The 23,433-nt window shown below is 64.5% G+C and carries 23 protein-coding genes; 8 read left to right on the top strand and 15 right to left on the bottom strand.

Going from position 1 to position 23,433, the window contains the following annotated elements:
- Positions 1-56: 56 nt before the first annotated feature.
- The gene (locus QC821_RS02625) at positions 57-1,847 is read left to right on the top strand and encodes a TRAP transporter permease (protein WP_309716586.1); all 1,791 of its coding nucleotides are present in this window, start codon (positions 57-59) and stop codon (positions 1,845-1,847) included.
- On the opposite strand, the gene QC821_RS02620 is transcribed toward QC821_RS02625, so the two are convergent.
- The gene (locus QC821_RS02620; protein ID WP_309716583.1) at positions 1,840-2,400 is read right to left on the bottom strand and encodes a hypothetical protein; all 561 of its coding nucleotides are present in this window, start codon (positions 2,398-2,400) and stop codon (positions 1,840-1,842) included. The genes QC821_RS02625 and QC821_RS02620 overlap by 8 nt on opposite strands.
- Before the next feature lie 163 nt (positions 2,401-2,563).
- Between QC821_RS02620 and QC821_RS02615 the strand changes: the two genes are divergently transcribed.
- The 3 genes from QC821_RS02615 (at position 2,564) to QC821_RS02605 (ending at position 6,469) form a co-directional block, all read left to right on the top strand.
- Positions 2,564-3,547 carry an extracellular solute-binding protein gene (locus QC821_RS02615; protein ID WP_309716581.1) on the top strand — a complete coding sequence of 328 codons (984 nt, stop codon included), beginning with the start codon at positions 2,564-2,566 and terminating at the stop codon, positions 3,545-3,547.
- 64 nt (positions 3,548-3,611) lie between these two features.
- A complete protein-coding gene (locus tag QC821_RS02610; protein WP_309716578.1) occupies positions 3,612-5,354 on the top strand; it encodes an ABC transporter permease in 1,743 nt (580 codons plus the stop codon).
- Positions 5,351-6,469 (top strand): ABC transporter ATP-binding protein, encoded by a 1,119-nt coding sequence (locus tag QC821_RS02605; protein WP_309716575.1) that lies wholly within the window; start codon positions 5,351-5,353, stop codon positions 6,467-6,469. Before QC821_RS02610 ends, QC821_RS02605 begins: the two co-directional genes overlap by 4 nt.
- Before the next feature lie 6 nt (positions 6,470-6,475).
- On the opposite strand, the gene QC821_RS02600 is transcribed toward QC821_RS02605, so the two are convergent.
- Positions 6,476-6,625: a hypothetical protein gene (locus tag QC821_RS02600; protein WP_309716573.1), complete on the bottom strand. Its 150-nt coding sequence runs from the start codon at positions 6,623-6,625 to the stop codon at positions 6,476-6,478.
- A gap of 169 nt (positions 6,626-6,794) precedes the next feature.
- Between QC821_RS02600 and QC821_RS02595 the strand changes: the two genes are divergently transcribed.
- Positions 6,795-8,450 carry a bifunctional metallophosphatase/5'-nucleotidase gene (locus QC821_RS02595; protein WP_309716570.1) on the top strand — a complete coding sequence of 552 codons (1,656 nt, stop codon included), beginning with the start codon at positions 6,795-6,797 and terminating at the stop codon, positions 8,448-8,450.
- A gap of 93 nt (positions 8,451-8,543) precedes the next feature.
- Here the strand turns inward: QC821_RS02595 and QC821_RS02590 are convergent, their stop codons facing one another.
- The 7 genes from QC821_RS02590 to ugpB all read right to left on the bottom strand — a co-directional run bounded on the left by QC821_RS02590 (position 8,544) and on the right by ugpB (position 15,345).
- Positions 8,544-9,341, bottom strand: a complete 798-nt coding sequence (locus tag QC821_RS02590; protein ID WP_163503758.1) for an inositol monophosphatase family protein — start codon at positions 9,339-9,341, stop codon at positions 8,544-8,546.
- 17 nt (positions 9,342-9,358) lie between these two features.
- Positions 9,359-9,796, bottom strand: a complete 438-nt coding sequence (locus QC821_RS02585; protein ID WP_163503757.1) for a GNAT family N-acetyltransferase — start codon at positions 9,794-9,796, stop codon at positions 9,359-9,361.
- Between the two features lie 8 nt (positions 9,797-9,804).
- Positions 9,805-11,061, bottom strand: a complete 1,257-nt coding sequence (locus QC821_RS02580) for a glycosyltransferase (RefSeq protein WP_240457700.1) — start codon at positions 11,059-11,061, stop codon at positions 9,805-9,807.
- Between the two features lie 75 nt (positions 11,062-11,136).
- A complete protein-coding gene (locus tag QC821_RS02575; RefSeq protein WP_309716564.1) occupies positions 11,137-12,192 on the bottom strand; it encodes a sn-glycerol-3-phosphate import ATP-binding protein UgpC in 1,056 nt (351 codons plus the stop codon).
- Between the two features lies 1 nt (position 12,193).
- The gene (gene ugpE / locus QC821_RS02570) at positions 12,194-13,042 is read right to left on the bottom strand and encodes a sn-glycerol-3-phosphate ABC transporter permease UgpE (protein WP_163503754.1); all 849 of its coding nucleotides are present in this window, start codon (positions 13,040-13,042) and stop codon (positions 12,194-12,196) included.
- A gap of 21 nt (positions 13,043-13,063) precedes the next feature.
- Positions 13,064-13,948 carry a sn-glycerol-3-phosphate ABC transporter permease UgpA gene (ugpA, locus tag QC821_RS02565; protein WP_163503753.1) on the bottom strand — a complete coding sequence of 295 codons (885 nt, stop codon included), beginning with the start codon at positions 13,946-13,948 and terminating at the stop codon, positions 13,064-13,066.
- Between the two features lie 71 nt (positions 13,949-14,019).
- Positions 14,020-15,345, bottom strand: coding sequence for a sn-glycerol-3-phosphate ABC transporter substrate-binding protein UgpB (gene ugpB, locus QC821_RS02560; protein ID WP_163503752.1), 1,326 nt, complete (start codon positions 15,343-15,345; stop codon positions 14,020-14,022).
- A gap of 188 nt (positions 15,346-15,533) precedes the next feature.
- Between ugpB and QC821_RS02555 the strand changes: the two genes are divergently transcribed.
- Both QC821_RS02555 and QC821_RS02550 read left to right on the top strand, forming a co-directional pair.
- Positions 15,534-15,863: a hypothetical protein gene (locus tag QC821_RS02555; RefSeq protein WP_163503751.1), complete on the top strand. Its 330-nt coding sequence runs from the start codon at positions 15,534-15,536 to the stop codon at positions 15,861-15,863.
- Positions 15,864-15,892: 29 nt separating this feature from the next.
- Complete coding sequence (locus QC821_RS02550) at positions 15,893-16,603, top strand: glutathione S-transferase family protein (protein WP_163503750.1); 711 nt, start codon at positions 15,893-15,895, stop codon at positions 16,601-16,603.
- On the opposite strand, the gene QC821_RS02545 is transcribed toward QC821_RS02550, so the two are convergent.
- The 6 genes from QC821_RS02545 to QC821_RS02520 form a co-directional block, all read right to left on the bottom strand.
- Entirely contained in the window at positions 16,581-17,720 is a 1,140-nt protein-coding gene (locus QC821_RS02545; protein ID WP_309716553.1) for a cation diffusion facilitator family transporter, read from the bottom strand. The genes QC821_RS02550 and QC821_RS02545 overlap by 23 nt on opposite strands.
- Positions 17,721-17,834: 114 nt before the next feature.
- Complete coding sequence (locus QC821_RS02540; RefSeq protein WP_240457699.1) at positions 17,835-18,848, bottom strand: alpha/beta hydrolase; 1,014 nt, start codon at positions 18,846-18,848, stop codon at positions 17,835-17,837.
- 31 nt (positions 18,849-18,879) lie between these two features.
- Positions 18,880-19,179, bottom strand: a complete 300-nt coding sequence (locus tag QC821_RS02535) for a winged helix-turn-helix domain-containing protein (protein WP_163503748.1) — start codon at positions 19,177-19,179, stop codon at positions 18,880-18,882.
- 52 nt (positions 19,180-19,231) lie between these two features.
- Positions 19,232-20,050 (bottom strand): MipA/OmpV family protein, encoded by an 819-nt coding sequence (locus tag QC821_RS02530; protein WP_240457698.1) that lies wholly within the window; start codon positions 20,048-20,050, stop codon positions 19,232-19,234.
- 205 nt (positions 20,051-20,255) lie between these two features.
- Positions 20,256-20,897: a TetR/AcrR family transcriptional regulator gene (locus QC821_RS02525; protein WP_163503747.1), complete on the bottom strand. Its 642-nt coding sequence runs from the start codon at positions 20,895-20,897 to the stop codon at positions 20,256-20,258.
- A 273-nt stretch (positions 20,898-21,170) separates the two neighbouring features.
- Positions 21,171-22,253 carry a PA0069 family radical SAM protein gene (locus QC821_RS02520; RefSeq protein WP_309716542.1) on the bottom strand — a complete coding sequence of 361 codons (1,083 nt, stop codon included), beginning with the start codon at positions 22,251-22,253 and terminating at the stop codon, positions 21,171-21,173.
- 128 nt (positions 22,254-22,381) lie between these two features.
- Here QC821_RS02520 and cobT point away from each other — a divergent pair, with 128 nt between their 5' ends.
- Positions 22,382-23,428, top strand: coding sequence for a nicotinate-nucleotide--dimethylbenzimidazole phosphoribosyltransferase (cobT, locus tag QC821_RS02515; RefSeq protein WP_309716539.1), 1,047 nt, complete (start codon positions 22,382-22,384; stop codon positions 23,426-23,428).
- The last annotated feature ends 5 nt before the right edge of the window (positions 23,429-23,433 follow it).

The following is a 23,433-nucleotide window of genomic DNA, read 5'->3' as shown; positions in this document are numbered from 1 at the left end:
GCAGCTACCCCCCGGGGTGGCCGCGGCGGCCGCTACTTTCTGACAGAACTCTCCTGATGTCGCTACTACTCACTTCTGATGCCGATGACGGGCGACCCCTGCATCCCGCCTGGGTGGCGCTGGGCGCGGCCACGGTGGTATTCCATCTCGGCCTGATCTTCTACGGGCTGACCCCGGCGCTGGTCAGCCGGCCGCTGCATATGGCGCTGGCGCTGCCCTGGGTGCTGATCTTCATGGCCAGCACCCCCTGGCAGCGCATCAGCGGCTGGTTGCTGACCGGCTTGGGTATTGCTGCCTGCGCCTATATCGCGCTCAACGAACGGGCCTTGGCCAACCAGTACGGCTTTATCGACACCCAGCTGCAGATGCTCATCGGGGTGTTCCTGATCTTCCTGGCCCTGGAGGCGGCGCGGCGCGCCATCGGCTGGCCGCTGCCGCTGGTGGCGCTCGCCGCACTGGCCTACGGTGCCCTTGGGCAGTACCTGCCCGGGGTGTTCGGCCACCCGGGCATGCCCATGGCCAGCTACGTGGGCACCCTGACCATCGCCGAGAGCGGGCTGTGGGGCTCGCTGACCGGGGTCAGCGTCGGGGTGGTGGCGATCTTCGTGATCTTCGGCGCGGTGCTCAACGCCGGTGAGGCGGGCCAGGGCTTCATGAATCTGGCCAGTGCCTTCGCCGGCCGCCTGACCGGCGGCGCGGCCAAGGTCTCGGTGATCTCCTCGGCGCTGATGGGCTCGATCTCCGGCTCGGCCTCGGCCAACGTGGCCTCCACCGGGGCGATCACCATTCCCTCCATGGTGCGGCTGGGCTACCCGCGGGCGCTGGCCGGCTCGGTGGAGGCGGTAGCCTCGTCGGGCGGGCAGATCATGCCGCCGCTGATGGGCGCCGGCGCCTTTGTGATGGTCGAGCTGACCGGCACCCCCTACACCCAGATCATGGCCGCGGCGCTGCTGCCGGCGATTCTCTACTTCGTCACGGTGTGGGTGGGTATCAACGCCTACGCCACCCGCCACGACCTCAAGCCGGTGGCGGAAAGCGAGCGGCCCAGCCCCAAGGAGGTGCTGATCACCTCGCTGTTCTTCGCAGTGCCGTTCGTGCTGCTGCTGGAGCGCATCTTCCTGGGCGGCTATACCCCGCAGTATGCGGCGAGCATCGCGATCTTCGCCGGCATGGCACTGCTATTCTTTGACGTCACGCTGAGCTTCTCGCTGCGCGGTTTCTTGACCCGCCTGGCCGACGCGGCGGTGACTGCCGGGCGCCAGGTGGCGGTGATCGGCGCGATCATCATCTGCGCCTCGCTGGTGATCGGCGTGCTGTCGCTGACCGGGCTGGGGGTCAAGATCACCTCGGGGATCCTGTCGCTCTCCAATGACATGCTGTGGCCGGCGCTGCTGCTCACCGCGCTGGCCTGCTTGATCCTGGGCATGGAGGTACCGACCACCGCGGCCTATGTGATCTGCGTCTCGGTGGCCGGTCCGGCCTTGACGTCGCTGGGCCTGGAGCCGCTGCTGGCGCACCTGTTCGTGTTCTGGTTCGCGCTGCTCTCGACGATTACGCCGCCGGTGTGCGGCGGGGTGTTCATCGCCGCGGGCATGGTCGGCGAAAACTGGCTCAAGGTGGCGCTCAAGGCCATGGCGCTGGGCATCGGGCTGTATATCATCCCGCTGGCGATGATCAGCAATCCCGACATCATCCGTCTCGACAGCAACCCCGTCGGCGCGCTGGTCGATGCGCTGAAGATTGCCGTGGGCCTCACCGGCATCTCGTTCGGAGTGATCGCGCGCAAGGCGTGGTGGCTGCGGCTGGCACTGATCGTGGCCGGGGCGGTGGTGATCTTCGCTATCTAGCCGGCACCGGGGCGCAGTGGATCAGGTCGCCGTCCAGTGGCCGGCGGCCAAACACCACCCAGGTATCCAGCGCCGGGCCAAGATCGGTCACCAGGCGCAGCCGTTCGGGGTGGCGCTCGAGGTATTCGAGGGCGCAGATGCCCGCCTCGAGGCGCCCCGCCAGCAGCCCCTCGGCGACGCTGACGGTGGTCGGCTCCTCGACCAGCTCGGCGTAGTCGGAGAGGTCGGCGTAGTAGCGGGTGGCCGGCTGCAGGCCGAGTTGCCGGGGGCGCGCTACGTCGCTACGGGCGAGGATCGCCAGCGGCTTGCTCGGTGCGATAAAGCTGTCCACCGGGAAGGCGCGATGCATGCTGCGGCCTACCCACTCGGCGTGGCTGGGGTGGGCGGTGCACTGCAGCAGAAAGTCGACCCCACCATCCAACAGCGCCGCAAAGGCGCTATCGAAGTCTTCATGCAGCTCTATTGCTGCGTCCTGAATGGCGCGGCGCTTGAGGTAGCGCTCGAGCACCAGTTCGTGGTTGTTGCCGGCGGGGCCGAGAGTGGCGAATTTCATGCTGCGTAACCTGGGGGCAAGTTGAGTTCAAGGCGGAACATGGTGGCTTACAAAAAGTGTGACTATGCTGCTGTGGCAACAACGTCATTGCTTCGTCACCTAGCCGTCATTTATGGCCTCTAGGGTAAAACAACAACATACGTAAGCATACGGGAGCGCCTCCATGAAGACCTTGACCTCGCTTGCCGCTGTCACGGCACTGGCCGCTGGCATCACATCTACCGCCTGGGCCGAGCCGTCCGGCACCGTGACCTTCTACTCATCGATGCAGCTGGATGTGGTCGAACCGATCATCGAGGCCTTCGAGGAGCGCCACCCGGAGATCGAGATTGACCTGCTCTACTCCGGCAGCGTGGAGCTCGAGCAGCGGATCTTCTCCGAGATCGAGGCCGGCCGGCTGCGCGCCGACGTGATCTGGGCCGCCAACCCGGCGCTGTTCCTCAATCTCAAGGAGCAGGGCTGGCTGGCTGCCCACGACAGCGAGCACAAGCATGCCATCCCCGAGGACCTGCGCGACGAGGACGATATGTTCTTCGCCGGCCGCGTCCACCATATGGGCATCGGCTACAACACCAATATGGTCAGCGAAGACGAGGTGCCGCGCACCTGGGAAGAGTTCCTCGAGTGGGGGCCCCAGGCGGCCTCGGCTAGCCCGCTGCACAGCGGGACCAACTTCAATATGCTGGGCGCCTTCACCCAGAACGATGAGCTCGGCTTCGAGTGGTACGAGCGTGCCCGCGAGGCCGGCATGCAGGTGGTGCGCGGCACCGGTGACGTCACCCGCGGCGTGGTCAGCGGCGAATTCGCGGTGATCAAGGGTATCGACTACATCATGGCCGGTCAGGCCGCCGAGGGCGCGCCGGTGGCCTTCAGCTTCCCCGAAGATGGCGTGCTGGCGCTGCCCAGCCCGCTGGCGGTGACCGCCGAGTCGGAAAACGATGTCGCAGCACGCGCCTTCCTCGACTTCATTCTTTCCGAGGAGGGCCAGCAGGTACTGGTCGACAAGTTCTTCATGCCGGTGCGCACCGACGTCGACCCGCCCGAGGGGCTGCCCACTGCCGACCAGATCGTCGCGCTGGAGATCGACTACGACTGGATGGCCGAGAACGGTGATGAGCTACGCGAGCGCTTCTCCGAGCTGTATTGATTGACGCTTTCACCCCTCCACGCAGCGCGGCGCCTCAGCGGGCGCCGCGTCATGGTGTTCGTGCATGTCGCAACGTGTTACCCCGCCGCATGAGGTGAGCGAGTCGCTGGCGCTGCTGCGCTGGTGGTTGGACTATCGCCGGGTGATGCTGATGCTGCTGGTGTTGTTCGTCGGCATCACCATCGTCTATCCCCTTTACCAGGTGTTCTGGCGCAGCCTGATGGTCGACGGCGAGTGGTCACTGGCTAACTACTCGGCGGTGTTTTTGCGCCCCTCCAACTACATGGCGCTGTGGAACACGCTGTGGGTCTCGGTCGCGGCCACCGGCCTTGCGGTGGTGATCGGCACCCTGGCGGCCTTCGTGGTGCAGCGTACCGATGTGCCCCACAAGGCGCTGCTCAGCGTGCTGCTGGTACTGCCGTTCGCGATTCCGCCGCTGTTCTCGGCGATCGGCTGGGTGCAGCTGGCCGGCCCGGTGGGGCTGTTTACGCAGTGGTGGCGCGAGCTGTTCGGCGCACCGCCGCCGTGGAACATCTATTCGCCGGGCGGCATCATCTTTGTTCTGGCGGTGACCAACTACCCGTTCGTGTTCATCACCGTGGCCGGGGCGCTGGCGCGCATGGACAGCAGCCTGGAGGAGGCGGCGCGCACCTCGGGGGTGGGGCCGCTGCGCATCATGAAGGACATCACCCTGCCGCTGGTGCGCCCGGCGATCCTCGGCGGGGCGCTGCTGGCCTTCGTGTCGTCCATCGACAATTTCGGCATTCCCGCAGTGCTGGGCATGCGCGCCCAGTTCTACGTGCTGACCACGCGCATCTACGAGGCGCTGACCATTCCCAACATGCCGCTGGCCACGGCCATGTCGGTGCTGCTGGTGCTGGTCGCCATCGTCTGCCTGGTGGCCTTCCGGCGCCTGGAGGGGAGTCGCGGTCAGTATGCAGTGATCTCCGGCAAATCGGTGACGCCCAACGTCATTCGCCTGGGGCGGGCGCGTCCCTGGGTGCTAATGGTGCTCTATCTGACGCTGGTGGTAATCGTGCTGATGCCGGTGTTCGCGCTGGTGCTCACCTCGCTGCTGCGCTTCTGGGGCGCCGACCTCAGCGCCGAGAACTTCACCCTGCGCCACTACATTGCGGTGCTCAATCAGAGCGGCGCGCGGCGCGGCATCGTCAACAGCCTGATCCTGGCGCCGGCGGCGGCGACCATCATCGTCATCGTCTCGGCGATGATCGCCTACCTCAACGTCAAGGCGCGCCAGCGCGGCGCCGGCCTGCTCGACGGCATCGCCACGGTGCCCTTTGCGCTGCCGGGCTCGGTGATCGGCGTGTCGATGATCCTGGCCTGGAGCAACCCGGCCTTCGGCCCCACGCTCTACGGCACGCTGTGGATCCTGCTGGCGGGCTACATCATGCGCTACATGGCCTTCGGCCTGCAGAGCACGCGCAGCACCCTGCAGCAGATCCACGATTCGCTGGAAGAGGCGGCCTGGACCTCCGGCGCCAGCCGGTTGCGCACCATTCGTGACATCACCCTGCCGCTGCTGCGCCCGGGGATGCTGGCCGGGTGGGTGCTGATCTTTATCTCGGCATTCAACGAACTGACTGTCTCGGTGCTGATCTGGACCACCGGCGCGGAGACCATCGGCGTATGGATCTTCCTGATGCAGGATTCCGGCTTCACCGGGCGCGCCGCGGCGCTGGCGGTGCTGACCCTGCCGGTGATTCTGCTGCTCTACCTATTTACCCAGTGGCTTACCAAACTCGAAGCGCGGCGCCGCGAGCGACGCGCGGGGAAACCTGACGCATGACTGCCATTCTGACCCTCGACGGCCTGACCAAGCGCTACGGTCAGGTCACCGCGGTGGACAACGTCTCGCTGTCCATCGACGCCAACGAGTTCTTCTCGCTGATCGGGCCCAGCGGCTGCGGCAAGACCACCACCCTGCGCAGCGTGGCGGGGCTCGAGAGTGCCCAGCAGGGCGCCATCCAGATGGCCGGCCGTACCGTGTTCGATGCAGCCACACGGCGCGACCTGCCGCCCAACAAGCGGCCCATCGGCATGGTCTTCCAGAGCTATGCGGTGTGGCCGCACATGAACATTTACGAAAATATTGGCTACCCGCTCAAGGTCCGCGGTCTGCCGCGCGACGCGATAAAGGCTCGCGTCCAGCGGGTGCTGGATATGCTCGGCATGGGCGAGCTTGGTGCCCGCATGCCGAGCCAGCTCTCCGGCGGCCAGCAGCAGCGCGTGGCGCTGGGACGGGCGCTGGCCATCGAGCCTAGCCTGCTGCTGCTAGACGAACCGCTCTCCAACCTCGACGCCAAGCTGCGCGAGTCGATGCGCGCCGAGCTCAAGCAGGTCCAGCGCGATACCGGCCTGCCGATTCTCTACGTGACCCACGACCAGGACGAAGCGCTGGCGATGTCCGACCGTATTGGCGTGATGTCGGCCGGGGTGCTGCATCAGATCGGTACGCCCACCGAGGTCTATACCCGGCCGGCGACCCGCTTCGTGCTCGACTTCATCGGCACCGTCTCCTACCTGCCCTGCGACGTGTTGAACCGCGAAGGTGATACGGTAGCGATTCGCTGGGGCGATGCGGGGGAGGCCACTGCCACGCTTGAGGTCAACCTCGATACCCCCGAGCGGGGGCCCGCGAGCCTCGCCGTGCGGCCCGAGCACGTGCAGCTGACGGCATCGCACGATGCTGCCCAACCGGGACTTGCCCGCGGCACGATCAAGATCCGCGCCTACCTCGGCGACGCCTGGGAGTATCACGTGCGGGTCGGCGATTGCCTGGTGCGTGTGCGTACCGATAGCGCCCAGGAGCTAGAGGAGGGTAGCGAGGTTGCCGTCGGCGTGCGTCAGGGGTTCGTGGTCAGCGCCGCTGACAGCGAGCGGGACAGCGTACTGTTCGACTGAGGCGTGCTATTCGTCGCGTCCGAGACGGCGCTGCTGGCGCCGCCGGGCGGCCTCGCGGTCACGGCGGCGCTGCCTGGACAGGGCGTTGCCGTTGGCCAGTTGCACCAGACTTTCGGTCTCTTCGTCGCTGAGAGGGGGGCGCTTGCTGTTTGCCATATCCACTTCCTGCGGTCGCGTTGAGCTTCACCTTGTCCGCTTAGCCTAAGAGCACCACATGACAGTGAGATGTCGGCTCTCCCAGAGGGTGAGTGCTAATATAGGCAGGGATGGGAGACAGCTCATCATGCCTGGGGAACCTGCCTCATCAACGAAAGGAGTCGTCACGATGCGAAATGGACAAGGGTGTCTGGTGGTCGGCCTTGCGGGCCTGCTTGTTGCGGGGCTGGTGAGTGCCGATCCCGCCGATGAGCGCTATACCCTCACGCTGTTCCATACCAATGATCTGCACGGCCGCACCGACGCCTATCCGCAGCTGGTCAGCACGCTCGCCAAGGCGCGCGAGCGCCACGGCGACGGTCTGCTGCTCGATGCCGGCGACATCTTCTCCGGTACGCTCTACTTCACCGAGTTCCACGGCCAGGACGCCGTCGAGTTCATGAACCTGATGGGCTACGACGCCTTCGTGCCCGGTAACCATGAGTTCGATCTTGGCGACCCGGAGGAGGGGCATCTGGCGCTGGCGGCCTTCTTCGAGGCCGCCGAGTTCCCGATCGTCGCCGCCAACATGGACTTTTCCGCGTCACCCGAGTTTGAGGCGCTGCTCGGCGAGTCGCTGGCCGAGGCACCCGAGGGCGGCACGATCCATGACGGCATCGTGGTCGAGCATCAAGGTGAGCGCATCGGCATCTTCGGCCTCAATACCCAAGACACGCCGAATATCTCGAGCCCCGGTGACGTGAGCTTCAGCGACTACCGTGAGGCCGCCGAGGCGATGGTCGAGCGCTTCGAAGCCGAAGGCATCGACAAGATCATCGCCTTGACCCACCTCGGCTATGACAGTGATCCCAGCGTCGGCAATGACCTGCTGCTGGCCCAGCAGGTCGAAGGTATCGATATCATCATCGGCGGGCATAGCCATACCCGGCTCGACCCGCCGACCCTGGTCACCGAGAACCAGCGCGGCGAGACCATGGCACCAACGGTCATCGGTCAGGCCGGCGAGTACGGTGAATATCTCGGCGTGATGGAGGTGATCTTCGACGGCGACGGCATGGTGGTGGATGTCAGCGGCGAGCTGCTGGCGGTGGAGAACAGCGACCCCGACCCCCAAGCCGCGGAGATGCTGGCGCCCTACACGGCGGCCATCGAGTCCCTGCGCGACGAGACGGTAGGCGTGGCGCTGGCGGAGACCCTGGCCAACCCGCGCCACGGCGATGGCGATGAGCAGAGCGTGCGCGCCAACGAGACGGCGCTGGGCAACCTGATCGCCGATGGCCAGCTGGCCGCCGCCCGGCGGGTGGAAACCGACACGCTGATGGCGCTGCAGAACGGCGGCGGCATTCGCCAGCCGCTGCCGGCAGGCGAGGTTACCGTTGGCGACCTCATCGCCGTGCAGCCCTTCGGCAACCGCCTGACGCTGGTCGAGCTAAGCGGCGCCGAGCTGATCGAAACCTTCGAGATCGCCCTGGCCGATGCGCCAGGCGAGAATGGTGGCTTCCTGCATGTCTCCGACGGCACGCAGCTGGTATACGACAGCCGCGAAGCGCCGGGCGAGCGGGTCGTGACCCTGGAGGTCGAGGTCGACGGCTCGCTGGATGCGATTGCGCCGGACCAGCGCTATACCATCGCCACCAACCATTTCACCGCTGCCGGTGGCGACAGCCATCACGTGCTGGGAGCGGCCTATGACGACGGCCGCGGCACCATCGTCGGCACCACCGATTGGGAGATGCTGCGCGACCATCTGCTCGAGCTCGACGAGGTAAGCCATGCGCCGCAAGGGCGTATCGTCGACCTGGCGGCCGAGGACAGCGGTGAATAGGCGGTGGCTACTGGTCGCGGTAGTTGCGATCTTGGGCCTGGGTGCGGTGTACTGGTAATCTGCCGAAGTGGGGCAGCATGCCAGTCGCCGCGCTCAGTGCGTCAGACACTCAGCCAAAGGCCCATGCCGGTCAGGGTGGGCTACCAGCAAGCTGTGCCACTCGCGTGGCGTCGAGTTGCCACTCAGGTCGGTGACCTTACAGCCCGCTTCGCGGGCGATGATGATGCCGGCGGCAATATCCCACCACTCCAGTTTGGCGCCCTGTGACCAGAAGGCATCGAAACGTCCGAGTGCTACATAGGCGACTTCTAGCGCAGCCGAGCCGGGACTGCGGATCCCGGACACTTGCGGCATGATATGGGCTAGCTGGCGGCAACTGAGTTGGCACTCCCCTTTGCCGTGGTAGGGCAGGCAGGTACCGACCAGCATTTCGTTGAGCGGTCTGGCTGGGGGGAGGCGCAAGCGCTGATCACCCAGGAATGCGCCCCGACCGTGAACGGCCCAGAGCATTTCATCGAGCAGGGGCTGGTAGACCACCCCCATCAGCAGCTCTTCACCGCGCTCTAGGGCGATGGAGACGGAAAAGTGGGGCACCTTGTGAAGAAAATTGTTGGTACCGTCCAGAGGGTCGATGACCACGCGGAGGTCGCTGTCGCCAGCGGGGGTGATGCCGCTCTCTTCGCCAAGGAAACCCACTTCAGGATGAGCCAGGCGTATCGTGTCGATGATCGCCTGTTCCGCCGCCCGGTCGTAATGGCTGACGAAGTCCGAGGCCCCCTTGCGGTCAAACTCGATGGTGCCGGCAGCGTGGTAGCCTTCACGCAGGATATCGCCGGCCGCTCTGGCAGCGCGCTGCAGGGTGTCGCTTAGCGTTTCAAGCTTGTCGATCATATGAGCTCCGTATTTCATTAGCGGCGGATTATGTATCCATGCTTCATGTCCCCAGAAAATCCGCAGGCAAGATAGAATGCATGGGTCGATTCATCTTCCGAGCCTGTCAACAGCATGATTTTGTAACAATCGCGAGACCAGGCATGTGCCTGCGCATATAGCAAAAGCTGTTTGCCGATGCCTTGATGACGATGTGAGGCACGCGTTACGACATTCTCGATTAGTGCGTAGGGGTAGCCGCCTCGGGTAAGGTTAGGAATGATATTGAGATAGCAAGTCGCCAGTAGTTGGTTAGTCGACTCGGCGACGAATAGTATGAGATCGTCATTGTTGAGAATCTTCTCAAAGATGAGCCACTCCCTTGTGTCAGGAGCGGGATCCAAGGGGTTGAGTTCCTCGTAGAGTTCAAAGAGCTGACGGTAATCGGCGCTGCGTGCTTGCCTAAGAGTCACCATAATTTGCTTCAGCCTTCCACTCGAGATGTCAGCGGCGCTACCGGTGCCGTTGAAGGTGGTGCTCCTGCCGATTCGTTAGGCATTGCCTCAACGGCATTCGGCTGAGGAGCCTGCTTGGCACACAGCTGCGCATAGAGTGCGGCCAGTTCGGCGCCCTTGGTGTCCTCGTGCCAGCCTCCTGAATAATCTACGGCACGGCGTGCCAGCTCACTGCGCAGTGCCTCGTCTGCCAGCAGCCGATTTACCTTGGCGGCGAAGTCGTCGAGATCCTCCTCGGCGATCAGGCAGCCCTCGCCATCCACCAGCACGTCGCCTGTACCCATGATGGCGGTGGATACCACCGGGGTGCCCAGCGCCAGGGCTTCCAGTACTACCAGTCCTTGGGTTTCGGTGCGCGAGGCGAAGACGAACAGATCGGCGGCGCGATAGGCGGCTTGCAACTGACCATGGCGATCCAGGTAGCCGAGGAAGCGCACCGCGTAGGCCATGCCGATCTGCCGTGCCCGGCGAGCCAGTTCGGCCCGGGCCGGCCCCTCGCCGGTGATGATCAGGCGCGTATCGGGGTGCTCGGCGAGTATCCGTGGTAGCAGGTCGATCAGGAACGCGATGTTCTTCTCGAAGGCGAGGCGCCCGACGAACAGCAGCAGGCGGGTGTTCTCCGGCAGTCCGTAGCGGGCGCGAAAATCCTCTTCCTCGGCGGGGTGGCGGAAGCGCTCCAGCGCCAGGCCGGTGGGGATCACCGCCATGGGCGTCTTGACGCCATAGCCTTCCAGCGTCTCGCGCATGGCATGGGAGGGTGCCACCAGAGCCGCGAGCCGGCGGCACTGGCGCACCGAGAGGCGCCGGGCGATAAAGCGCAGCCAGCCGCTGGGTATACCGCGTACGTAGAGGGGCAGATACGCCTCGAACAGGGTGTGATAGGTCGCCAGGGCAGGGCAACCCAGCCGTCGCGCCAGTGCCGTGCCGGCATAGTGCGCGACGAAAGGGGTGTGAATATGCACCAGGTCGAAGTCCTCCGCGGCGAGGCGTGGCGTCAAGGCCAGCACCTTACGGTAGTGCATCATGCGATCCTCGGGAGAGTTCGCCACGCCGCGGGAGACGACGCGCAGCACGTTCGGTTCATCCAACTGCCCTACAGGGTAGTCAGGGCAGATCAAGGTGACCGAATGGCCGAGTCGCTCCAGCGCATCGCGAAAGCTGGCGATAGACGTAGAGACGCCGTTGATGCGCGGGAAGTAGACGTCGGAGAGCATCAGTATCTTCATGGACGAGGACTCGGCACGGCGGCTGATATGCGCCATCCTGAACGCTAACAGTGACGTCGTGGTGACAATGTAGTGTTAACAATCTGTGCGCTGGCCTGTGTCACGATTGAAGGGATGCAGTGCGTCGCGGATGACGTGGAAACGAAGCGTCTCGCCCTCCGCCACAGGTGGTTGCCCAGAGGTTCGGATGACGGTGGGTTGTTCGCTGCCGGCCAGACGTACATAGAGATGGCTCTCGGCGCCGGCGGCCTCGAGCAACTCGAGCGTCGACTCCACGACCAAGTGCGGCTGCGCCGGTGCCTGCATGCGCATATCGTCGGGACGCACGCCAACGATGTCGGTGCCTTGAGGAAGGTTGTCGAGCACGCCGTTGGTACCGCGCTCCTTGAGATAGTCGACGGGAAGCATGTTCATGGCCGGTGAGCCGATAAAGGTGGCAACGAACATCGTCGCCGGTCTGGTATAGATCTCCATGGGCGTGCCTACTTGCTCGATTTGCCCCTGGTTGAGCACCACCAGCCTGTCACCAAGGGTCATGGCCTCGAGCTGGTCATGGGTGACATACAGGCTGGTGGTCTTGAGTCGGCGCTGGAGCTGCTTTATTTCCACGCGCATCTGCACGCGCAGTTTGGCGTCGAGGTTGGAGAGCGGTTCATCGAGCAGGAAAGCGGCCGGCTCGCGCACCAGTGCGCGTCCCATGGCCACTCGTTGGCGCTGCCCTCCCGATAGCTGGCGCGGCTTGCGCGTAAGGAACGTCTCGATTTCCAGCATCCGCGCCGTATCGGCAACGCGACGCTCGATGTCATGGCGCTTGAAGCCGCGATTCTTGAGGCCATAGGCGAGGTTGTCGAACACCGTCATATGTGGGTAGAGCGCGTAGTTCTGGAAGACCATGGCGATATCGCGCTCGGCGGGCTCCAGGTCGTTGACTCGTCGCTCGCCGATGCGCAGTTCGCCTTGGCTGATAGTTTCCAGGCCGGCCACCATGCGTAGCAGGGTCGACTTGCCGCAGCCTGAAGGCCCGACCAGCACGATGAACTCGCCATCGGCGACCTCCAGATCGATGCCCTTGACCGCCTGAATCTTGCCGTCATAGCTCTTCTTCAGGCCTTCCAGGGTGATGCTTGCCATCTTATTTCTCCGTTTCGGTCAGGCCTTTTACGAACAGTCGTTGCATGAACAGGATCACCAGCACCGGCGGTAAGGCGGCCATAACCACTGCCGCCATCACCAGGTGCCACAGCGGGTCACCGTCGGCAGCGGTTGTCATGCGCTGAATGCCCATGACCACGGTGTAATAGTCGGGATCGGTGGTGATCAGCAGCGGCCACAGGTACTGATTCCAACCGTAGATGAACATGATCACGAACAGTGCGGCGATGTTGGTGATCGATAGCGGCAGCAGAATGTCCTTGAAGAACTTGAGCGGTCCGGCACCGTCGACCCGGGCGGCTTCCAACAGTTCTTCGGGGACGGTCATGAAGAACTGGCGAAATAGAAAGGTGGCTGTCGCCGAGGCGATCAGCGGGATCGACAGCCCGGCGAAGCTGTTGAGCATGCCGAGATTGGCGACGACCTGGAAGGTCGGAATGATGCGTACCTCGACGGGCAGCATCAGGGTGATGAAGATCAGCCAGAAGAAGAACACCCGAAAAGGAAAGCGGAAATAGACGATGGCAAACGCCGAGAGCAGCGAGATCGCCAGCTTGCCGATGGTGATGGCCATGGCCATGATGAAGCTGTTCCACAGCATCAGCCCAACGGGTGGGGCTCCGGCTCGCGACAGGCCGGTATCGAGCATGGCACGGTAGTTATCGATGGCATGCCCGCCAGGCAGCAGTGGCAGGGTGCCGCGCAGGAACTGGCCGGGGCCCTGCGTAGAGGCGATGATCGCGACGTAGACGGGGAAAAGCACCAGCGCCACGCCGGCGATCAGGATGAGATGGGCGAACAGGTTCGACCAGGGGCGGTTCTCTACCATGGGAATATCCTGACCAGAGTGCTAGTAGTTGACACGTCGTTCGATGAAACGAAATTGCACGACCGTCAGTGCAATGACGATTGCCATCAGGATCACCGACTGGGCTGCCGACGAGCCGAGGTTGAGGCCGACGAAGCCATCGGCATAGACCTTGTAGACGAGAATATTGGTGGCTTGCGACGGTCCGCCACTGGTGGTGGCATGGATCACCCCGAAGGTATCGAACATGGCATAGACCACATTGACTACCAGCAAGAAGAAGGTAGTGGGCGACAGCAGCGGAAAGACAATGGTCCAGAAGCGTTTCAATGGACTTGCGCCATCGATGGCAGCAGCTTCGATCAGCGACTGGGGGATCGATTGCAGGCCAGCGAGGAAGAACAGGACGTTGTAGGAGATCTGCTTCCAGGCGGCAGCAATGATCACCAGCAGCATGGCATCGCCACCCGAGGTGCGGTGGTTCCAGCGGTAGCCGAGCATGTCGAGCAGGTAGGGCACGATGCCGATCGATGGGTTGAAAATAAACCACCACAGTACCCCGGCGATTGCAGGGGCGATGGCGTAGGGCCACACCAGCAGGGTGGTGTAGCTGCTGCGCGAGCGGATCATGCGGTTGACGGTGACTGCCAGCAATAGTGCCAGCGACATCGACAGCAGCGTAGTGCCGAGCGAAAAGATCAGCGTGACCTTCATCGAGTTGAGATACAGCGGATCGCCGAACAGTCGGACGAAGTTCTCAAGACCCACGAAGGTCGTGCGCAGGCCAAAAGCATCTTCGCGCAGCAGCGACTGGTAGAGTGCCTGACTCGCCGGCCAAATGAAGAAGATCAGCGTGATGACGACCTGGGGGGCCAGCAGGGCGTAGGGGAGCCAGCGCCCGGGAAAGGTCATGCGTTTGGTCTGCATCGAGTCCTCGCAGTGAATGCGATGGGCACTGCCGCCTGCGGCAGTGCCCGGCAGGCTTACTGATGAGAGGCTTACTGGTTGGCGGCTTCGAAATCACGCAGCAGGGCGTTGCCGCGACGCACCGCCTCATCGGCGGCCTGCTCGCCGTCCTTGCTGCCCGACATCACCGCTTCCATCTCCTCGGAGATGATGTCGCGGATCTGCACGAAGTTGCCGAAGCGCAACCCCTTGGAGTTCTCGGTGGGCTCGTTGAGGGTCATCTGTTCGATGGAGATATCGGTACCGGGGTTCTCGGCGTAGAAACCCTGCTCCTCGCTCAGGTCCCAGGCGGCCTGGGTGATCGGCAGGTAGCCGGTGCGCTGGTGCCAGTCGGCCTGGACCTCGGCGCTGGAGAGGTACTCGAAGAAGGCTGCTACCGCTTCGTACTCTTCGTCACTGTGGCCGCGCAGGGTCCATAGAGTGGCGCCGCCAATGATCGAGTTCTGCGGAGCGCCTTCCACGTCTGAGTAGTACGGCAGCATACCGTAGCCGACGGCGAAGTCGGTGTTGGCCATTACCCCGGCGCGTGCCGCGGAGGAGCCGAAGAAGATGGCGCAGTCGCCAGCGTAGAACATCGGAGCAGCGTCATCGCCGGGACCCGGACCGCCCCAGCGGAAGATGCCCTCGTCTTCCCAGGCCTTGAGGTTGTCCCAGTGACGCGCCACCAGCGCATTGTTGAACGTGAGCTCGGTCTCGAAACCAGCGAAGCCATTCTCCAATGTGCCCAGTGGTGAGTCGTGCATGGCCGAGAGGTTTTCCAGCATCACCCAACTCGGCCAGGAGGTGGTGAAGCCACAGCGCGCGGCATCGGCTTCACGAATCTGAGCGGAGAATTCTGCGATCTCCTCCCAGGTTTGCGGTGGAGTGTCGGGGTCGAGTCCGGCGGCTTCGAAGACGTCGCGGTTGTAGTACATGATCGGCGTCGAGGAGTTGAACGGAAACGACAGCATGTTGCCGTCGGTGTCGGTGTAATAGCCGACCACGGCGGGCAGGAAGGCCTCGCGGTCGAAAGCGCGACCGTGATCTTCCATCAACTGATAGATAGGGTAAGTGGCGCCTTCGGCGGCCATCATGGTGCCGGTGCCGACCTCGAACACTTGAACGATATGTGGTTGCTCATTAGCCCGGAAGGCGGCGATTGCCCCGGTCATGGTCTCGGTATAGTTGCCGCGATAGCTGGGCCGTACGCGATAGTCGTCCTGGGAGGCATTGAAGTCGTCGGTGATGCCCTCGAGAATTTCGCCGAGTTCACCGCCCATGGCGTGCCACCAGCGTACTTCGGTGGCGGCTTGAGCCGGCAAGGAAAGACTGGCGGCAGCAGCGCCGATGGCCAGTGCCTTGAGAGGAAAGTGCGACATGACAGGCTCCTTGGATGATGTCGGTGCGTGGTAGCAGTATTCATCCGTCCGGTGCGCCACGCTGGCCGTCACATTAGCTATCCCGAATGACCGATTGATGACCGAACGGTGAACGCTGGGCGACACGGAGATGACCGCTGTGCCGGGCAGGGCGCTACACTGCCAGTGCAATCGAATAAGGAGGCAAGATGAGTAATGGCCCCTACTACCAAGGCGACTGCGAGTGCGGTGCGGTGACGCTGATCGTCACCGCGGAGCCACTGGCGCAGGGCCGCGATGAACAAGGGCAGGGCTGGCTGGTGCTGGATGCCGAGGCGGTGCAGGTCAGCGGCGGGCTCGAGGCGTTGGAGAACGAGACGCTTGATGATGGCTGCGCCTGCAGCCGTTGCCGGCACTGCCGGCAGCGATTGTTCAGCGAGCAGGAATGGCTGATGCTGCTGCCCGAGACGCTGCTGCCGGCGGCGGGCCCGGCGCCCAGCGATGAGCTGGCCCGACGCTTGCCCTGGCGGCTATATTGAAGGCCCCTCTACCCTTCGCAAGGACTGCCATGTACCGCCTGCATATCGCCAACAAGCACTACTCCTCCTGGTCGTTGCGCCCCTGGGTGCTGATGCGCGAGCTGGGTATTGCCTTCGAAGAGCAGTTGAGTCCCTTCGAGCCCGACTCCAGCTGGACGCGTTTTCGTGACTTCTCGCCGACCGGCCTGGTGCCCTGCCTGGTAGATGGGCAGCATGTGGTATGGGAGTCGTTGGCTATCGTCGAATATCTTGCCGAGCGTCACCCAGGCGTATGGCCGGCCGATACCGCGGCGCGGGCCTGGGCGCGCTGTGCCAGCGCCGAAATGCATGCTGGCTTCGCGGCGCTGCGCAGTCAGTGCCCGATGAGCTGTGGCGTGCGGGTACGCATGGCGCACCTCGATGATGCCCTGCTCGGCAGTCTGGCGCGTTTGGATGAGCTATGGCAGCAGGGCCTGACGCGCTTCGGTGGGCCCTTCCTGGCTGGCACCGCATTCAGCGCCGTGGACGCCTTCTTTGCCCCGGTCGCCTTTCGGGTGCAGAGCTTCGGGCTGCCGCTGGGCGAGGCCTCCGCGGCCTATGTCGAGCGGCTGCTGGCGCTGTCCTCCATGCAGCAGTGGTATGCCGAGGCCCTGGCCGAGCCGTGGATCGACCCACAGCATGAACAGGAGGTGGAGGCGTGTGGCAGCGTGCTGGCCGACTATCGAAAGCCTGACAAGCCTAGGCGCTGGCCAGGCGCTTGACCTCGACCCGGGCAAACCAGTCGATATCCTGCGCTCGTGCATCGAGCTGCTGGATGACTTCCGGGCTAGAGAAGGGCGCCTGCTCATCGAGACACACCACCACGGTGACGGTGCCCTCCAGGTAGTGCAGTTCGATATCGCGTATCTCGGGCCATACCTCGAGCGGCTGCCAGCGCTCGGCCAGGGTTGCTTCCACGTTGGGGCGCAGCGGCAGGCCGGGGAAGCGGCTCGGGTCGCCCTCACCGGCGTCGTCTTCCGGATCGATGTGGAAGGTGAGGTCGGTCAGCGCCGGGAAGGATCGGCGCAGCCGCCGGCTGACCTCATTGCCGATCTCGTGACCTTCGGAGACACTGATCCGCGGCGACACCACCACGTGCAGGTCGAGCATGGTGCGCCCGGCGGAAAGCCGGGTGCGCAGGTCGTGAATGCCGGTGACGCCGGGTACGCTCAGCGCCACGTCGCGCATGGCCTCCTGAGTGCTGACCGGCAGGGCGGTGTCGACCAGTTCGCGGCCGGCTTCCCACAGCAGGTTCCAGCCGACCTTGCCGACCAGCAGTCCGACGATCACCGCGGCGAGGGTGTCCAGCCAGCCGTAGCCCCACTGGGTGCCGAGCATCGCCACGATCACCACGCCGGTGGAGAACACGTCGGACCGCGAGTGCCAGGCGTTGGCCTCGAGCAGTCGCGAGCCGGTACGGCGTGCTACGCGCATGGTGGCCTGGTAGAGGGCTTCCTTGGCCAGCAACGCGAGCAGCGCTACACCGATGGCCCAGTAGCCGGGTGGTGGAATCGCCGCACTCGACAATAACCGCTCGAAGCTCGACCAGGCGATGGCGCCGGCAACGAAGATCAGCATGCTGCCCAGGAACAGCGTGGCCAGGGTTTCGATGCGGCCGTGGCCGTAGGGGTGATCGTGATCCGGCCCCTGCTGGCCGTAGTGGGTAGCGGCCAGCACGAAACCGTCGGTAACCAGGTCGGAAAAGGAGTGAATGCCGTCGGCGATCAGCGCCGTGGAACCCACTATCACACCAACGATGACCTTGACGATACCCACTAGGCCATCGACCCAGATGGCCAGTAGCGTAATACCTCGGGTGGCGCGTTGGTCGGCAGTCATGGTGTGCTGAGTCGCCTGCTCGGATCGTTCGAGGTTGCGTGCTCGACGCATTGTTAGTCGCTAAATAGTACTGAATCGGTACTGTATGATCAATGCTGCTGCACAGCGGCGTGGTCAGCACAGTGACTGCCGGGCCTGCTGCGGGGATACCTCTGCCCCGGAGGGCAGCGGTGCCGAGGATGCCTTGAGCCAGGCGGCGATATCGGCCTCGGTACGCTGGCGCTGGGTATAGCGGGTCAGCATATGGTAGCCGTCCGGGTAGAGCGCCAGGCGCCAGTCCGCCGTGACGGCGGTCGGCAGCCGTTCGAGCAGGGCGCACATCGCCTCGGGGGGTATCACCTGGTCGTTGTCACCGTAGAGCAGCAGGGCGGGGCCCGACACCCGGTCGGCTGCCTCCAGCGCCAGATCCATGGTGCGGGTCAGGCCGTAGAGCGTATCGACCCGCGCGCGGCGCAGGATGCGGGGATCCTTGGCCAGCTTGGCGATGATCTCCGGGTCGTCGGTGGGCTCGATGCCTAGCCGCTCGGCGGCGCGTGCCGAAAAGGCCAGGTCGGGAATCAGCCGCACGCCCAGCCACAGCCCCGCGCGCTGGTACCAGGGCATCGCCACCTGGCCCCACACCGCCGGGGCAATCAGCACGCTGCCGTCCACCGGCGGTGGGTCGTCGCCGCTCATGGTCAGCAGCACCAGCGCGCCGCCCATGCTTTTGCCGACCAGGTACAGCGGAGTCTCTGGATGGCGCTCACGCAGCAGCCGGGCGAGCAGGTCGATGTCGTCGACCAGCCGCTGGTGGCCGGGCCATAGCCGGCGCTGGCGGGTGACGCCAAAGCCGCGCTGATCGAAGGCGTACACCGCGATATTCTGCTCGGTCAGTGCTTCTGCGAGCACGTCGAAGCTGCCGCCGTGGTCGTTGAAGCCGTGAACCGCGAGGACGATGGCCTCAGCAGGGTCATCTGGCGGGGCCCAGTGCCAGAGTGGCAGGCGGTAGCCGTCTTCGGCGGTCACCTGGCTGCCCTCCAGGCGCGGTGGCTCGGCGCCTGGTCCGGGCGCCTGCAGGGCGGCGCGGCTGCTGCAGCCGGTCAGCACGACCAGCAGGATGATCAGCCAAAGCCAGCCAGAGAACGTCATCGCGGTCATCATCAGGTGTCAGCAGCAGATATCAGGGGTAGCCCAGCGCGCGCTTGAGGTGCATGGAGTGGTTGGCCACCCAGCGTGGATCGATGGCACCCCAGTCGCGGATGCGATAGCGGCCGATATTGTGGCGTTCACCGTCGTCTCTTTCGAACTCGCAGAGGATATCCAACTCGCTCAGCGAGGCAATGGTGTCTTGCGCAGTGCGCCGTGGCATGCCGGTGGCCTCGATCAAGGCCGGTACGCTGGCGATACCCCGTTCGATCAGGTGGGCGACATAGAGACGACGATAGAAACTGGATTTGGTCTTGCTCAGTGCAGGGGGCATGGCTCGGCTTCCGTGTCTGGCTCGGCACTATGTTACCCAAGGAGTATCGCGACTAGAACCGGTAGAAGTAACCGACGCCGAAGCCGTATTGGGTGTCCTCGTCGACCAGAGGGCTATCCGTGATCGTGCTGCCCATGCGTGTAGCACCCATATCGAGAAACACGGCGTGCTTGGGCGCCGGCCGCCAGTCGATGCGCAGGCCGGCCTCGGCGTTGACCGTGGAGTCTCCCTCGTAGGCGGTGCGCCAGGTTCGCACTTCTCCCGGTGCCACCCCGTAGTAGTAATCCACGTATTTGCTGTCCACCCATTCGGCGGCCAGCCTCGGCGTAAAGCCGAAGGCTCCCGTTGCAAAACGACGGTCGATCTGTAGCTTGGTGCGTGTTCCCTTGCTGTTATCCATCACGTCAGCAAGGACTTCGGCTGACAAGTTGACGATGTCGGTACGCCAAGTGGCCACGCCTCCCACCCAAACACTGCTGTCGCGGTCGCTCATACCCTCGAGATACGGTGAGTCGTCCGATTCGTAGCCCTCACCGATGTATCGCCCGCGCAGCCGGAACGAGACCGGCCCCAGTGATGGAAGCTTCACATCCATACCGGGTCCGAACACGTGGATCCACTGGTTCTCATAGGTGATCAATGGCAGCCCGCGCACGCTGTCGTCGAAATCACGATAGACCTGATAGTTGATGCCACCGGCCAGACCGATGGCCCACTGTGAGTCGCTGCTTTCGGCACTGGCCGTGCCCTGGTCCGGTGCGGCATCGGTGGTTTGTGCCGACGCAGAGGCCATCGATAAGGTGCCGGCGGCAAGGATCGCCAGAGCAGTGGGAATACGCTTGCGCAGGAGCGGAGAGGTGTGTGGTGTCATGGGGTCCCATCATCCGAGGAAGAACACAGGAAATCGCCTCCCGACCGGACATGGTAGCGTCCAAGTCCCATCGAACCTGCATTGATGAGAACCAGAAAAGCCTTAATGAACGATCGATCATTAGGCATGATATCTTACTACTGAACGATCGGCCAGTAGAGCCATCCCCTCTTGCCGGGACGCGAATCACCAGTCGGCTCGCGGTCTAGGCGGGCCGTAAAAGCATCGACAGCAGCTTGCGATGCGCGTCTTTTACGGCCTGCACTTCTCCTGCCGCCTTCTCCTTGTCCAGGACCATCTGCGTAACGGCTGAATAGACGACGGGCGCCATCGCTAAGCTGAAATGCTCGGTCAACGGGCTGGGCTGTATCTTTCCTTCTGCGACAAGCCGATCGACGAGCGCCTGGCGATCGATGCGCGCCTGCATGTTTGCGGTACTCCATTTGGCGAGCAAGTGTGGCACTCGGTGGCCTTCGGTGATGAGAAGCCGGGCAATGGCGATCGTGTCGTCGGTCAGGCCATCGTAAGCGGAGTCGATGAGGCGATCGACGAACTCCTCTGCGGTCTGCACGTCTTGCATTCGACTCCAGTTGCCCTGGGAGCGTCGCATCAGGTTCTCAAGGAGCGTCTCGAACATATCGTCCTTGTTGGCGAAATGAACGTAGATGTTCGCCTTGGAGATGCCCGCCCTACGGGCGATCTTGGAGATGCTGGCGGCGGTGAAGCCCAACGCATTGAACTCAACCAGCGCGGCATCAAGGATTTGCTGGCGGCGCACCTCTGGCGCCAGTCGCGTCCTCTTCTTCTTGGGTTCAGCTCTGGGAGAGGCGGAATCTTTCTTCTTCATCACAGGCGCGCTAAGTGATCGTCGTGCCGTCTCGTCCGACAGCTACCGACTGGATTGAATGGCCTTGAAAGGGACATCTTCCTCTTCGCCCCGGCATCGTTCAAGTTCGTGGACCCAATGAGATTAATGTGTCGGGCGCGCAGTAGCCAAGCGGTCAGAGTGACGTCGTCGGTCAGGTGTTGATGGCTGGGTCACCGCTGTCAGGTGTAGCCCAGCCCGATGCCGAGGTACTCGGATATGGTGAGCCACCTAGCGAGTGGCGATGGTGCCCCATCAAGGGAACAGCTCACCCTGGGCATGTGGCGGGCGAAAGGCGCTGCAGTCCAGCCCCTCTTCCATGCGCTCGGCCATGCCCAGGCGGCGCCTGGCGTGCTGGAAGCGCTGGGCCAGCAGGTCGGCGAAGACGCCTTCGCCGCGGAAGCGATGCCCAAAGCGGCCGTCGTAGTCCTTGCCGCCGCGGCACTGGCGAATCAGGCTCATCACCTTGGCCGCGCGCTCGGGGTAGTGGGCCTCGAGCCAAGCTTCGAACAGTGGCGCCACCTCGTGGGGCAGGCGCAGCAGCATCCAGCCGGCGGTGCGCGCACCGGCGCGGCTGGCGGCCTCGAGCAGTGATTCTAACTCATGGTCGTTGAGGCCGGGAATCATCGGCGAGAGCAGTGCCCCCACCGGCACGCCCACGGTGTTGAGTTCGCGAATCACCCGCAGCCGCGCCTGGGGCGAGGCGGTGCGCGGCTCCAGGCTGCGCTTGAGGTTGGCATCCAGGCTGGTGAGGCTGACGAAGACCCGCACCAGACGCTGCTCGGCCATCTCGGCCAGCAGCTCGCTGTCGCGCAGGATCAGCGCGCTCTTGGTCACCAGAGTCACCGGATGGCGGCAGGCCAGCAGCAGTTCCAGCACCCGGCGAGTGGTCTGCCACTCGGCCTCGATGGGCTGGTAGCAGTCGGTATTGCCGGAGAGGTTGATCGGTCGGCACACATAGCCCGGCTTGCAAAGCTCCTCCTCGAGGCGCTCCACCAGGCCGCTCTTGGCGATCAGCTTGGTCTCGAAGTCGAGCCCCGGCGACAGGTCCCAGTAGGCGTGGCTGGGCCGCGCATAGCAGTAGACGCAGCCGTGCTCGCAGCCGCGGTAGGGGTTGATCGAGCGGTCGAAGCCGAGGTCCGGCGAGCGATTCCACGACAGCGCCGTCTTGGGATGCTCCTCGCGCACCTCGGTGGCCAGCGTTGCCGGCGCCTCGTCCTGCCACCAGCCGTCGTCCACCGCGTCGCTGTGGGTGGGGGCGAAGCGATTGTGAGGATCATAGGTGGCGCCGCGGCCCTTGAGCGGGGCCCGAAAGGCGGCTGACTGTGAGGCGGGCATCGGTGGCACCTCGCATGATGTGTGTATGGATATACAGTATAGGGGTGTGGCGCGACCCTGCAAGGTAACTGCCGCGACGACTCTGCTACCATTGGCGCCTTACCAGGACCTGCGGCCAGGAGTGGCACGTGAGCGACGCCTTTTCTTCCCTTCCCGATGTCGATGCCGCCTGCGCCGCGCAGGCGGCGGCACACCTCGATACCCTGACCAAGCCGCCGGGCAGCCTGGGGCGGCTGGAGCCGCTGGCGGTGCAGCTGGCCGGCATCCGCGGGGAATCTTTCCCGCGGGTCAGCCCGCCCGGGGTGCTGGTGTTCGCCGCCGATCATGGCGTGGCCGCCGAGGGCGTCTCGGCCTTTCCCCAGTCCGTTACGGCACAGATGGTCGCCAACTTCGTCGCCGGCGGGGCGGCGATCAACGTCTTTGCGCGGCAGATCGGCGCGCGGCTCGAGGTGGTCGATGTCGGGGTTGCCAGCGTCGTGTCGGGGGCGGGCGTGGTCGACGAGAAGGTTCGTGCCGGCACCGCCAACTTCGCCGTCGAGGATGCCATGACCCGCGGCGAGGCGATGCAGGCCATCGGCGTGGGGCAGCGCGCCGCCGCACGCGCCGTGGAAGCCGGCTGCCGTTGCCTGATCGTCGGCGAGATGGGCATCGCCAACACCACCGCCAGCAGCGCGCTGCTGGCGGTGCTAACCGGGCGCCCGGTCGCCGAACTGGTGGGGCGTGGCACCGGCATCGATGACGCCGGCCTGGCGCGCAAGCGAGCCATCATCGAGGCGGCCATCGCTGCGCGGGCGCCGGATGCCGACGACCCCCTCGGTGTGCTGGCAAGCCTCGGTGGCCTGGAGATCGCCGCCATGGCCGGGGCCTTTTTGGAGGGGGCGGCGCGGCGAGTACCGCTGCTGGTGGATGGCTTTATCGCCACCGTGGCGGCACTGGTGGCCTGCCGCCTGGCCCCGGGGCTACGTGACTACCTGATTTTTGCCCATCGCTCGCATGAAGCGGGCCACGCCGCGGCGCTGGCGGCCCTGGAGGCGAGCCCGCTGCTCGACCTCGAGCTGCGCCTCGGCGAGGGCAGCGGCGCGGCGCTTGCGTTTCCGCTGCTCGAGGCGGCCTGTCGCATGCTAAGCGAGATGGCTACCTTCGAGACCGCCGGCATCAGCGCCGGCCCAGCGTAAGAGGC

This window comes from Franzmannia qiaohouensis, assembly GCF_031451695.1.
Lineage (GTDB): Bacteria > Pseudomonadota > Gammaproteobacteria > Pseudomonadales > Halomonadaceae > Franzmannia > Franzmannia qiaohouensis.
Note: the sequence above shows the minus strand (reverse complement) of the source record. Positions and strands in the feature narration are given on the sequence as shown.